This is a genomic window from Niabella insulisoli, assembly GCF_039652435.2.
Classification (GTDB): domain Bacteria; phylum Bacteroidota; class Bacteroidia; order Chitinophagales; family Chitinophagaceae; genus Niabella; species Niabella insulamsoli.
This window is the reverse complement of sequence record NZ_CP190246.1, coordinates 2,399,951-2,412,106: the sequence shown is the minus strand read 5'-3', so window position 1 is coordinate 2,412,106 and position 12,156 is coordinate 2,399,951. Positions and strand designations below refer to the sequence as shown.

Annotated in this window: 12 protein-coding genes and 1 tRNA gene; 1 reads left to right on the top strand and 12 read right to left on the bottom strand. The window is 43.2% G+C overall.

All coding sequences use genetic code 11. The features are described 5' to 3' along the window. Positions 1–10: 10 nt before the first annotated feature. The 5 genes from ABDK00_RS10090 to ABDK00_RS10070 all read right to left on the bottom strand — a co-directional run bounded on the left by ABDK00_RS10090 (position 11) and on the right by ABDK00_RS10070 (position 3,839). Entirely contained in the window at positions 11–283 is a 273-nt protein-coding gene (locus ABDK00_RS10090) for a hypothetical protein (protein WP_346239076.1), read from the bottom strand. 219 nt (positions 284–502) lie between these two features. After that, positions 503–1,486, bottom strand: coding sequence for an oxidoreductase (locus ABDK00_RS10085; RefSeq protein WP_346239075.1), 984 nt, complete (start codon positions 1,484–1,486; stop codon positions 503–505). 505 nt (positions 1,487–1,991) lie between these two features. Beyond that, entirely contained in the window at positions 1,992–2,678 is a 687-nt protein-coding gene (locus ABDK00_RS10080) for a hypothetical protein (protein ID WP_346239074.1), read from the bottom strand. Between the two features lie 179 nt (positions 2,679–2,857). Continuing rightward, on the bottom strand, positions 2,858–3,412 hold the full coding sequence (locus ABDK00_RS10075; protein WP_346239073.1) for a hypothetical protein: 555 nt from the start codon (positions 3,410–3,412) through the stop codon (positions 2,858–2,860). A 91-nt stretch (positions 3,413–3,503) separates the two neighbouring features. Continuing rightward, positions 3,504–3,839, bottom strand: coding sequence for a hypothetical protein (locus ABDK00_RS10070; protein ID WP_346239072.1), 336 nt, complete (start codon positions 3,837–3,839; stop codon positions 3,504–3,506). 240 nt (positions 3,840–4,079) lie between these two features. Here ABDK00_RS10070 and ABDK00_RS10065 point away from each other — a divergent pair, with 240 nt between their 5' ends. Next, on the top strand, positions 4,080–5,867 hold the full coding sequence (locus ABDK00_RS10065; RefSeq protein WP_346239071.1) for a hypothetical protein: 1,788 nt from the start codon (positions 4,080–4,082) through the stop codon (positions 5,865–5,867). Positions 5,868–5,979: 112 nt separating this feature from the next. Here the strand turns inward: ABDK00_RS10065 and ABDK00_RS10060 are convergent. The 7 genes from ABDK00_RS10060 to leuC all read right to left on the bottom strand — a co-directional run bounded on the left by ABDK00_RS10060 (position 5,980) and on the right by leuC (position 12,117). Beyond that, positions 5,980–6,053, bottom strand: a tRNA-Met gene (locus tag ABDK00_RS10060). Positions 6,054–6,099: 46 nt separating this feature from the next. Continuing rightward, entirely contained in the window at positions 6,100–6,429 is a 330-nt protein-coding gene (gene ytxJ, locus ABDK00_RS10055; protein WP_346239070.1) for a bacillithiol system redox-active protein YtxJ, read from the bottom strand. 43 nt (positions 6,430–6,472) lie between these two features. After that, positions 6,473–7,543 (bottom strand): 3-isopropylmalate dehydrogenase, encoded by a 1,071-nt coding sequence (gene leuB / locus ABDK00_RS10050; protein WP_346239069.1) that lies wholly within the window; start codon positions 7,541–7,543, stop codon positions 6,473–6,475. A gap of 112 nt (positions 7,544–7,655) precedes the next feature. Beyond that, positions 7,656–8,336 (bottom strand): hypothetical protein, encoded by a 681-nt coding sequence (locus tag ABDK00_RS10045; RefSeq protein ID WP_428400323.1) that lies wholly within the window; start codon positions 8,334–8,336, stop codon positions 7,656–7,658. A 17-nt stretch (positions 8,337–8,353) separates the two neighbouring features. Then, entirely contained in the window at positions 8,354–9,889 is a 1,536-nt protein-coding gene (locus ABDK00_RS10040) for an alpha-isopropylmalate synthase regulatory domain-containing protein (RefSeq protein WP_346239066.1), read from the bottom strand. Positions 9,890–10,033: 144 nt separating this feature from the next. Continuing rightward, on the bottom strand, positions 10,034–10,630 hold the full coding sequence (gene leuD / locus ABDK00_RS10035) for a 3-isopropylmalate dehydratase small subunit (protein ID WP_346239065.1): 597 nt from the start codon (positions 10,628–10,630) through the stop codon (positions 10,034–10,036). A 59-nt stretch (positions 10,631–10,689) separates the two neighbouring features. Further along, entirely contained in the window at positions 10,690–12,117 is a 1,428-nt protein-coding gene (gene leuC, locus ABDK00_RS10030; protein WP_346239064.1) for a 3-isopropylmalate dehydratase large subunit, read from the bottom strand. Positions 12,118–12,156: the final 39 nt, after the last annotated feature.

Here is a 12,156-nt window from a genome sequence, read left to right as displayed (position 1 = left end):
TAAAAATTGATTAAGCCACATCCTCAGTACTGGAAACGTCGCCACAACCAGGAGGGTTGGGGCAGCCATTTACCTGTTTTAACATTGACTTTTTGCGGAGTTTTCCGTTGTCGGCGCGTGCCGAGATTTCTACCACGTTTAGCTTTTGCTTGTCTGCTGCGTGCCGCACTTTGATTTCCTGGCAGATAATAATCCCTTTCGCTTCCGGGTTTTCTTTGAGGAGGCGTTCAATGCTTTCCCTTGTGAAGTAGAATTCTAATTTACATGCGTTGTTTGCAGACATAGGGTACTTTTTAGTTTAGATAATAACCGCAACGCGAAGCTATCGAGTTATGCGAATTATAAAAACGGGAATTTTCCCGTATTTAAAAAGGTGTTTTTCACCTTTTCCGGCGTCGCGGCCGCAGATATATTTGTGTTACCAAAATCAAAGATATCAACTGCTGACTTTTGAAACGCACCTTTCTAAGCCTTTGACTACATCCATGGTAGGTGGGAAATATCACAATTGTAGCTTTCCCACTCTACCATTATTTCCTGCAAAATGCACGGTTTTTCCCTGCTCATTGTAGGCGCAGGCGTTAAAGCTTTGGTTACTGATTTTCTTCCATGTTCTGCCGCCGTCCGCGGTGATGTCGACACCCGTCATGCCGCAGGTAATAGCTTTTTGTTTACTAATAAAACAAACGCCGCTCCGATAACCGGAAGGCATTTCATTCGGGATTTTCCAGGTTTTGCCGCCATCAGCGCTGTAGACAAAACTGCTGTCGCTACGCGTAAGATTAGTGTAGTCGCCAGCAGCTATCAGGATACGCCGGCCGCGAACGGCCATGCCATTGGCTCCCGTCATTTGTTGGCCTCGCAGGGTTGGCAACGCAACCGCCTTACTGTTGAAAAATACGCGCGAAGCGAGGCCGCCGCTTGCGATCCAATAATTAGCTCCACCCCAAACGATGTTAGAACCACTTGCCGCAAAAAAAGCTTCCCCGGCATGGGCCGGCGGCAACGCCAGTCGGTTCGACTCCCGCCAGGAAGCGCCGCCATCAATGGTCTCGGCCACGAAGAAGCGGCCCTTGATCGGGTCGCCGATAACAATGCCTTCGCGGCTGCTTTTAAAGGCCATGGCGTCTAAAAAAATATCAGGATGCTGGTTCTCGTAAACCTTGGCCCAGGTTTTTCCACCGTTTTGCGTTTTTAAAATATAGGCCGGACTGGCAATAGCCATAATGATGGCCGTTTGGTCATCGAAAGCTTCAATATCACGAAAATCCTGCTTTTCAAATCCCGGCACTTTCAGCCACTGCCAGGTGGCACCATTATCGAGTGACCGTCCGACAGTGCCCTGGCTGCCGCCTACCCACACTGTATTTTTATAAACACTTAAACCCCGGAAACTTACTTTCGATTCAGTTGTGGAGATTTTTATCTCTTGCGCCGATCCCACCAGGAAGCATAGAAAAAAAATGATGCAGGATATCGCTTTCATATTTTTAAGTGAAGGAATGTTTTGAAATTGCAGGAAATCAATCGGGGAAAGGGCGTGCTGAACTATAAGCGGGCTGTAAATTAAATAACGCCGTGTTACTCTTTTTTACGCATGGAGTAACCGGCAAATGCTAAAATAACGAGTACGATGAGTATAAATTCAAACATAATTAAATATAGGAAAAGAAAAGCAGAATAAGCTCCCGTGTCAGCCAAATGGTTGGTGGGAGGCTCCCGGCCGGTTGCACTTCGGGTCAGAAAGATCCTTTTAAAACAACTTTTAGCGCAGGAACGATAAGCTATCCGGCGGAATAGCCGCTCATTTTATCTATGGAATGTTTAAATAAGCAGTGACGAACTATCCCAAAATGGGGCGTGAAGTTTGGTTTTTTTGATTCGACATTTTTCTGAAGTAGTAAACCTGAAAATTAAATCATGGTCGTAGAAAGATCATAATCCATTAAGTTATTCGCCATGGTACTTCCTTTCCGACGGGTAAATTTTTGCTACTTCTTATCCGTAATATAAACTTCTGTTAATCCATCTGCTGATTTAAAGCGGATATTGTAGCCGCTTTGCTCCGATAATTTTAGTGGCGGTAATGTTTCGGTTTCAAAGCTGCTGTTGTCCATTTGCTCTTTAGGTTTGTGGTTGCTACTCATGCCGGTACCTTTAGACAGGTAAAAGTTATCATCTGTTACTTTTCTGATTATAAACCAACCGAACCTGATTTCGGACCCGACCGGCGTACCTTTTTCTCTATACTTCTCATAATGACCGAAATAAACATCGCCAGCCACGGGTGTTTTTGCCATAGCAACGGCTTGAGCGGATTTAGGCATGGGCGGTTTAGTTGAATCATAGATAAGGTATGCCCAAAAAAATACTACCAGTAGGGCAAAAATCCATCCGAAATAAGTTAGTTTAAAAACAAAAGGTGGTTTCGGTATTTCGTTATATCGACTTTTATAAAAATCTTTCATTTCAGTCGACCACATACGCTTGGGTATTTTTTTATTAGTCACCACATTCCAAAATTGGCCTACTGCCTTTCGGGAATGCACTGTGCATATAGCCATACGCATTTGGGTGCGCAAAAACAAAAGCGCCATCGTTTGTCCCGGTGTTTGAGGGTTCTGTAAATGATCGGCTGAAAATCGTGCGGCTTCATATTGTTGAACTAAAAAAAACATTGGCGTATGAGTTTGTGTTTAACTATTGATGGCTTTCTTTGGAGCGTCCTGGTTTGCGTCCTTATTCGTCCGGGGCGCAAATCCCGGGTTGTTATATTTTATCTTTAATAGGTACCATTTTATTTTTTGATTACCTGGTAAGAACCAGGACTTCATTTTTGTTGTTTATTTTAGGTAAATCACCACCATTTAGCATCGCGCAAACTATAAAAAGTGTTATCAGAACGAGTTTGCCAAGGCGCGCGATGAAAATGCCAGCATTCTTTTATCTTGTCCATATACCTGGCAATATTGCGTTGTCCCCATTGATAACCAACTTTATATTCTTTGCCGTTGTGGAGCAGGGTTCCGAAAACTATAGGCGTGGAGCTCCCGGAAACACCTCCGGTAAACTGAATCGCTTTTTTTATATGAAATTTTACGCCTGCCGGAAACGTAGTAACTTTTGTGTAGTTACCTGCTTTTTCAAATTCTTCAAGGTATTGCCAATCAGGATGAAGACTGTCTAACAGCGAGTAGGGATAGTTTTTATCCTCGCTAATTTTTACCCGTTCCACAATTAAAACCGTTGGTTTGTCCAACGCTACTGTTTTGCCTACCCACGAGTTATACGGAGCGTATTCACTGATGTTAGTGGATTTCGTTTTAATGGTTGCGTAAAGGATAAAAGCAAACAAAATGAATCCGCCGGAAATTATCAACACCAAAAGACGTATCGGTTTTCTAATTTTCATTTTAATCTTTTCAGTTCCCCTTTTTCAGGTTCCTTAATATCCGTCGCCGATTGCGCTACTTACACCGCAGTTCTGACTAAAAACAGATGCCTTATGGTTTTTCTTTATCTAAAAAGGGGAATTGCGTGTCGAACATTTCGCCGATAACAGGCAATGGCTTTTTGACGTCGTTGACCGCATTGATGATGCCGATGACCATCACAATTAAAAATAGAATACCGATGTAGCCCAAAATACCTGCAAGCCAAGGGGAGACCATGGAAATGAAAAATAAAATTACATTGAATAAAACAGCGACGAGCCACAAGCCCAAGCCTTGTTTTAGATGATAAATGCAGAAATCTGTTCTCTGGGATTTGCCGCCGAAGTAGGCTGCCAGCCATAAAATACCAATATAGCTGAGGATCGATTGCGTTTTTGGAGTCATATTTTTTTAATCTTATTTATTTGCAAATATGATGACCTGGCAACACAAAACCTTTCCTGGCGTGCTAACAAAGCATATACAGGCTTGAAATTCGTATATACAAAGTGTATACATTATTTTCAATTAGTTGGAAATCAATTTGTTTTAAAATTTGAATTCTATGTCTTTCTCCTTTCTTTTATCGATAGAACCTTAAATTTGGAACAAAGAAGCCGTTAGATGTATATGAAATTTTCTTTTATGCTGATTGTTATAGGTGTAATCGTCGGCCCTGTCAATGCACAATTAAGCCCGGAAACCCGGCGAGACCTGTCAGCGCTCGAAATACTGCGTATTAGAAACCAGCCTGTACAGGCATTAAAGCTGATAAAACAATCTATTCTGAAAAAAGGAAACTCAGCTGATGACATGACTTATTTATATGCCAACCAAAGTATGATCTATGGTGCATTGGATAGCCTGCTTTTAAGCAAAAAATATGCTGACCTGGGATTGGAATACAGCAGGAAGGCTCAAAGCAGGGAGTCTAAAGCGATTGCTTATCGCGCAGAGGCTTCTTTGTACCGGCAGCTGAACCTGCCCGATGAAGTGGTAAAGAGTGCGTTGAATGGACTACAATTTTTGGAAAACAGCAGCAGCGATTTGCTAACGCAATATGGGCTCAATTACCTTTTGTACGGCGTATACAGCCGCTGGAACGATGAAAGCAAAATGAACTATTATATTCGACAATGCGAGAAAATTGCGCTGATGGATAATAATTATAACTCGTTAGTGAATGTAAACAATGGCATTTCCAGCATGTTTCAGGCAGCATATGAAGGCACCCGGCAAAAATCGCTGCTCGACAGCAGTTTTCACTATCTGCAAAAGTCGTTTGCGCTTCATGAAAAAAGCCCGGAAAAAATCAGTCCGAATAGTTTTGTGATTACCTGCGTGAATTTTGCCAATTATTATCTTCAATTTTCCAAAGAACGCCTGGAAGAACGTAAACGTCAGGCATTCCGTTATCTCTCGCTTGCCGAGCAGGAACTTGAACATCATAATGCGGCGCCGGATTACTGGGTGAATATATATGGCATTAAAAGTAGTTTTGCCGAGGAAGAGAAGAATCTTTTACTGGCCGAGCAGTATCTGCTTCAATGTATTAGCCAGATACAGCAGGATGATAGAACGTTTTACAAATCTGAATATACTGTTTATAAACACCTGGCTGATATTGCTGTTAAGAAGAACGAGCTTAACGCGGCGCTTAATTATCAGCAAATCGCCGAAAAATTATTGAAGAAAACTTTCGACCAGCAGCAAATTTTTAATACGCAAAGGCTCGAAATACAATACGAAACTGAAAAAAAGAACCAGCAGCTGAGCCTGCTGAGCCAAAGGGCTGACTTCCGCAAAAAGCAAAATTATTTGTATGGAGGCATTGCGTTGGCTTTGTTGACGGGCTTGGTTTTTATGTTCCGTTCTTATCATTTTAAACTTCGCTTCGCTATCGAACGCGAAAAAATGTTGGAACAGGAAAAGGAAGAATCTGAAAATCGTGCGAACATGCAGTTGAAGCTGGAAAAAGAAGAGCAGGCAAGATTGAAGGCCGAACAGGAATTGCTGGAACTAAAACGAAAGCAGCTGGAAAAGGAAGCATTGGCTAATTCGCTGATCATTGAGCATAAAACCGATATGCTGCAGCAGATACAATCTCAACTGAAAGATGGCAATGCAGGTAATATTAAAAAGCTGCTAAAAGAGGAAATGCTGCTCCACGCCGATTTTGAAGATATTAAATCGCAGATACAACAGTTGCATCCCGGTTTTTTCAACCAGCTTTCTGAAAAATCGCTACAGAAGCTTACGCCACTGGATGTGAAATATTGCGCCTACCTGCACCTGCAAATGACCACCAAGCAAATAGCGCAGGCGCTACATATCGCCCCGCAAAGTGTACGTATGTTTAAATACCGGTTAAAGCAAAAATTTGGGTTGGATAGGGATACGAACCTGGAGGAATTTTTACAAACTTTGTTTTGAAACATTCACTTTCGTGAGTTTCCTAGGCTTTATGGTAAACGGCCTTAAAGCTGTGGTCTAACGGAAAATAAAAACGGGAATTCTCATTTTTTAAATGAAAATTCCCGAGTAGTACCGGGGAGCAGACTTGAACTGCCGACCTCAGGGTTATGAATCCTGTGCTCTAACCAGCTGAGCTACCCCGGCAACGGGCCGCAAAAATAGAGATATTTTCTAAAAAAAAGAAATGTTTTTATTGCGCCTGCTCAATTATATCATCCATATAAATAGCCATGTGGCTTTCATTGAATATACAGGTTCCGTCTTTAATCAAAAGCACCTGCGGCGACTCGTGAGGCACTTGGTAGTCCGCAGCTATTCTATTTGAAATTTCACGCGCAGCAATAAGATCCAAATAATAAAAATCGACCGATTCCGGTAGCTGCTCCTTGTGTAACCTGTTTTTAATTACGCTGCTGATGGAACACCTGGTGCTGTGTTTAAAAATCAGCTGCGGTTTTTGAAATGATTTGGCGTTGATGTCTGATAATTGATCAACAGAATCGAGTGTTATCCAATCCATATAATTTGCTTGAATGCTAAATACTAGTTGATAAACGGGCCGGTTAAAGACGTTTTAAAATTTCCTCGCCAATAGCATCTGTACCAAGAATTTTTTCTTTTGGTGTGGCCGCATCGGCAATGTCTCCGGTTCTGAAGCCTGCTTTCAATACCTCATCCACCGCCTGGATTACCGCATTGCTTTCTTCTTTCAAGCCAAATGAGATATCGAGTAGCAAAGCGGCCGAAAGGATAGAAGCCATCGGGTTAGCCACGCCCTTGCCGGTGATGTCGTGTGCCGATCCGTGAATAGGCTCGTAAACTCCCGTTCCGTCTCCGATGGAAGCAGATGCGAGCATGCCCATAGAACCTGCAATCTGCGATGCTTCATCGGTGAGGATATCTCCGAAAAGATTCGCTGTAACAACAACGTCAAAACGCTTGGGATCTTTGATAAGCAACATGGCAACAGCGTCTACAAACTGATGTTCCACCTGAACTTCAGGATATTCTTTAGCTACCTGCTGTACCACTTCGCGCCAAAGGCGGCTTGTTTCTAAAACATTCGCCTTATCTACACTGCACACTTTTTTGTTGCGCGTCATCGCAGCGTCAAAAGCCTTACGTGCGATGCGTGCAACTTCGTATTTGCTGTATTCAGCATTATCAAAAGCGGTGTCGCCTTCGTTCTTGCGTCCTTTGGCACCAAAATAAATATCGCCGGTAAGCTCCCTGAAAAACAGGATGTCGGCGCCGCGCAGAATTTCTGGCTTGATGCTGGACGCATCTAACAATTCGTCGAATAACTTGATAGGGCGCAGGTTAGCATACAACCCAAGCTCTTTGCGCATTTTCAACAGACCTTGTTCGGGCCTTACTTTCGCTGAAGGGTCGTTATCGTATTTGGGATGCCCCACGGCGCCAAACAGAACCGCGTCGGCGTTTTTCATTTTTTGCAAGCTCTCTTCAGGAAGCGCCTCACCGGTGGCCTCAATCGCCACATGGCCGATCAGCGCTTCATCGTACGTGAATTCATGACCAAAACGTGCTGCGATCTTATCCAAAACTTTTTTACCAACGGCTGTCACTTCCTGCCCGATTCCGTCGCCGGGTACCACCAAGATATTTTTTTTCATTCGTAAATTTTTTATGGTTTTATAGTTCGAATGGAACTGATCAGGTGTAAAATTTTTATTCCCCAGTGTGATAAAAATGAAAATTTTATAATGAACGTTTCATCCGTTTGTTTTATGATTGTGCTTTTTGTTTTTCTTTTAAAGCGATGGATATTAAATATCCCGCAATTAAACTTTCTGTGATCAATTCGCCCCCATCTTCCAGCATGCCAAACACCACGTTATATTTCCAATTATATTGAATGATTGCCAGGCGATGAAGCTGGTCAATGATGATAGCGCAAAATAAGAAAAGCCCCAGTAAACCGAACAATACGCGCGAATGTTTTTTAAATACCGGGTCGCCGGTTTTGTAGGCCTGTAAAACCGGCGCCACAAATAAAAACCCCAGGAAGGCTGCCGAAAAAAGTTCCATAATCTTGCTCTCGCGTTGTCCGCTGGTCATGCCAAACGCGTCATAAAAAAACATGCCCAGGGTTTGATGGATTCTAAAAACATCTTCAAGAAAAAGAAAAAAGAAAACGAGTATCCAAGCCAGGTACTTTTTTTCCTTTCTAAAAAGCGCGATCAAAGACAAAGCAATGATCATGATAATCCATTTGAAATTTTGGAAATCTTCGGCGTAGCTGTCATTCGTTTCGATGTCGTATCGATCGGCGTTTGGGAAGGGGTCATAAAAGTTGATAACGTCCACGACGATCAGCATTACATCCAGTGCCAGCAGGAAAATGAGCGGTATAAAATATTTTAGGTTTTTAGAAATTTTCAAATCGTTCACCATTTTTCTCTTCAAATTTCCGCGAAGATAGTTTATATCAAATTCAACATTTTTTGAGTAGCCTTGATGGCCGCGACGGTTTGATCGCTGTCGAGACCGGTGGTTGTAAACTCCCGCCCATTGAGCTCCCAGGTGATGATGGTTTCGCAAAGCGCATCGGTTTTTCCACCTGGTGGAATACGCACCACATAATCGCGAAGCTTCGCCAGCGGCAATTTTTGCTTCGTATAAATTTTGTGCAACGCGTTCATGAATGCATCATACTGCCCGTCGCCGGAAGCGTTTTCCTCGAGAATCCTGTCTTCGAATTTAACGCGGACAGTAGTGGACGGCTTCATATTTTTCGAATGCGTCAGCACGTAGTCTTCAACCAATACCTTTTCTCCGATAGTATGGCTGTCGAGCACATCAGATATAATATAAGGCAGATCGTCCTGCGTAACGGTTTCCTTTTTATCGCCCAGCTCAATAATGCGCTGTGTCACGATCTTCAGGTCTTCGTCTGACAGCTGAATACCCAGTTGCGCCAGGTTGTTTTCAATATTTGCTTTGCCAGAAGTTTTGCCTAGCGCATATTTGCGCTTTCTTCCAAAACGTTCAGGCATCAGGTCATTATAATAGAGATTTTTTTTCTTGTCGCCGTCGGCGTGAATGCCCGCTGTTTGTGTGAACACATTTTCACCCACGATCGGCTTGTTGGCAGAAATTCTAAAGCCGGAGAAAGCTTCTACCAGCTTGCTCACTTTGTAGAGCGCTTTTTCGTTTACACCCGTTTTTACATCCTTCTGAAAATCGTTCAAGACAGCTACAACGCTTTCCAATGGCGTGTTGCCAGCTCTTTCACCCATACCATTGATGGTTAAGTGCAATCCTTTTACGCCGGCTTTAACAGCTTCCAGGGCGTTAGCTACACTAAGATCATAGTCGTTGTGGCCATGAAAATCGAAATGGAGTGATGGGTATCTTTCTACAATTTCCTTTAGATAAATGGAAGTTTCTGACGGAATTAAAACGCCCAGCGTATCCGGCAACAGAATTCTTTTTACAGGCTGGGTAGCGAGAAAATCAATGTATTGGAAAACATACTCTTTTGAATGCCGCATTCCATTGCTCCAGTCTTCCAGATAAACATTACAGGTAATGCCTTTTTTTGCGGCTTGTTTGACCACTGCGGCGATCTCGGAGAAATGTTGCTCGGGTGTTTTTTTAAGTTGATGCGTCAGATGATTCAGAGATCCCTTCGTTAAAAGGTTCATTACTTTGGCGCCGGCCTTTTGCATCCATTTGATAGAAGTGTCGCCATCAACAAAAGTCAGCACCTCGATTTTATTTATGAATCCATTTGTCTCGGCCCAGTCTGTAATTCGTTTTACCGCCTGAAATTCTCCTTCTGACACGCGTGCAGATGCAATTTCAATGCGATCCACCTTCACCTCTGTCAATAACAATTGCGCGATGGTTAGTTTTTCCTGTGCGGAGAAAGAAACGCCGCTGGTTTGTTCCCCGTCTCGCAGGGTAGTGTCCATGATTTCTAAATGCCTCAATTCAGCCATGTTGTTTTTGCTCACTTTGATTCTTTCAAATTAACATGGGCTGAAAACATCCAGCCCATGTTGATATTCTTTTGCGATAGAAGCGGTCTGCGCTGCTGGTTGCTATCTAAAATGCCGCAAGTTTAAAATCATGCGGCTGCATCAGATTGCTTCGAAGTTTTAGTAAATGCTCTTTTCAGCAAAGCTGTTGATCTCGCTTTTCATGGCTTGTAAATAATCAATATCATCAAAGCCATTCATCATGTTATGCTTTTTATAACCGTTGATATCGAAACTTTCTGATTCGCCGGTCGCCAGTATCGTTACCTTTTGTTCGGGTAAATTCACTTCCAGTTCGGTTTTAGGATCGGCTTCAATGGCCTTAAAAATTTTATCTACAAAAGCTTCGCTGACGGTAACGGGCAGGATGCCTATATTTAAAGAGTTTCCTTTAAATATATCCGCAAAAAAGCTGGAGATAACACAACGGAACCCGTAGTCGTAAATTGCCCATGCAGCGTGCTCACGGCTGCTACCGCTGCCAAAGTTTTTGCCTGCCACTAATATTTTTCCCGAGTAAATCGGGTTGTTTAATACAAAATCCTGCTTGGGCGTATCATCGTTATTGAAGCGCCAATCGCGGAACAGGTTATCTCCAAAACCTTTGCGTTCTGTGGCTTTCAGGAAACGTGCCGGTATGATCTGGTCAGTATCCACATTTTCGATGGGAAGAGGAACTGCTGAAGATGTTAAAACTGTAAATTTATCGTAAGCCATAATATTGTATCTGATTTAAGAATTGAAGTTTGATTAATCTCGTTAATGCGATTTTTCGATTAAGCGACTGTTGTTTCCTGTGCGTCGATCAACTCGCGCGGATCGGTTACCACGCCGGTTACCGCTACCGCAGCCGCCACATAAGGACTGGCCAAAAGGGTGCGCGCACCGGGGCCCTGCCTTCCTTCAAAATTCCGGTTGCTGGTGCTGACAGCATATTTACCGGCAGGGATTTTATCATCATTCATCGCCAAACAAGCCGAACAGCCGGGCTGCCTCAATTCAAAACCAGCTTCGGTCAATATATCTAAAATTCCTTCTTCCTTAATTTGCGCTTCCACAATATGAGAACCAGGTACCAGCCAGGCCGTAATATTATCGGCTTTCTTTTTACCTTTTACGATAGAAGCAAAGGCCCTGAAATCTTCGATGCGGCCATTGGTACAACTTCCCAAAAACACGTAATCGATTTTCTTTCCAAGAATATCTTCCTCTTCCTTGAAATCCATATACGCCAGGGATTTTTTGTACGATGCTTCACCGTCTTTCACCTCTGCCGCTTTGGGGATCTTATTGGTAATCGCAGTTCCCAATCCTGGATTGGTGCCGTAAGTGATTTGAGGCTCGATGGCGGCTCCATCAAAAGTCAATTCATAATCAAATGAAGCGCCTTCGTCTGTCTTAAGCGTTTTCCAGTAGGCTAAAGCTTTATCCCAGGCTTCTCCTTTGGGCGCCTTGTCGCGTCCTTTAATATAATTAAAAGTGGTTTCGTCAGGCGCAATCATACCTCCGCGTGCGCCCATTTCGATCGACATATTACAAACAGTCATGCGGCCCTCCATGCTCATATCTTCAAACACTTCGCCTGCATACTCACAAAAATACCCGGTTGCGCCGCTTGCGGTGATTTGAGAAATAATAAACAAAGCCACGTCTTTAGGTAATACTCCTTTACCCAATTTACCGTTTACCGTCACCCGCATTTTTTTGGGTTTTGGCTGCATGATACATTGAGACGATAACACCATTTCCACTTCAGAGGTTCCTATGCCGAAAGCGATGCTGCCAAAAGCGCCATGCGTTGATGTGTGTGAATCACCGCAAACAATCGTCATACCCGGTTGGGTAATCCCGTTTTCGGGGCCTACCACGTGAACAATTCCATTTTTGGGACTGCCGAGCGCCCAGATCGAAATGCCATATTTCTCTGCATTGCTCGAAAGTGCTGCCAACTGCTTGGCAGAAAGTGGATCCTGAACCGGCAAATGCTGGTTGATCGTTGGAGTATTATGATCGGCTGTGGCGAAGGTCCTTTGCGGGTACATCACACCAATACCTCTGTTCTCAATTCCCAAAAAAGCAACGGGGCTTGTTACCTCATGAATAAAATGACGATCGATAAATAATACATCGGGGCCGTCTTCAATTTTTCTGACCACATGGGCGTCCCATACTTTATCAAACAGGGTGGTAGGAGTAGTACTCATTGTAAATTAGATCTTATAGTTATTAAATATAATGCAAAC

What these genes read in the sequence shown, in the direction of transcription:
- ABDK00_RS10090 (WP_346239076.1), bottom strand. Translation starts at nt 283, where the DNA reads ATGTCTGCAAACAACGCATGTAAATTAGAATTCTACTTCACAAGGGAA.
- ABDK00_RS10085 (WP_346239075.1), bottom strand. Translation starts at nt 1,486, where the DNA reads ATGAAAGCGATATCCTGCATCATTTTTTTTCTATGCTTCCTGGTGGGA.
- ABDK00_RS10080 (WP_346239074.1), bottom strand. Translation starts at nt 2,678, where the DNA reads ATGTTTTTTTTAGTTCAACAATATGAAGCCGCACGATTTTCAGCCGAT.
- ABDK00_RS10075 (WP_346239073.1), bottom strand. Translation starts at nt 3,412, where the DNA reads ATGAAAATTAGAAAACCGATACGTCTTTTGGTGTTGATAATTTCCGGC.
- ABDK00_RS10070 (WP_346239072.1), bottom strand. Translation starts at nt 3,839, where the DNA reads ATGACTCCAAAAACGCAATCGATCCTCAGCTATATTGGTATTTTATGG.
- ABDK00_RS10065 (WP_346239071.1), top strand. Translation starts at nt 4,080, where the DNA reads ATGCTGATTGTTATAGGTGTAATCGTCGGCCCTGTCAATGCACAATTA.
- ytxJ (WP_346239070.1), bottom strand. Translation starts at nt 6,429, where the DNA reads ATGGATTGGATAACACTCGATTCTGTTGATCAATTATCAGACATCAAC.
- leuB (WP_346239069.1), bottom strand. Translation starts at nt 7,543, where the DNA reads ATGAAAAAAAATATCTTGGTGGTACCCGGCGACGGAATCGGGCAGGAA.
- leuD (WP_346239065.1), bottom strand. Translation starts at nt 10,630, where the DNA reads ATGGCTTACGATAAATTTACAGTTTTAACATCTTCAGCAGTTCCTCTT.
- leuC (WP_346239064.1), bottom strand. Translation starts at nt 12,117, where the DNA reads ATGAGTACTACTCCTACCACCCTGTTTGATAAAGTATGGGACGCCCAT.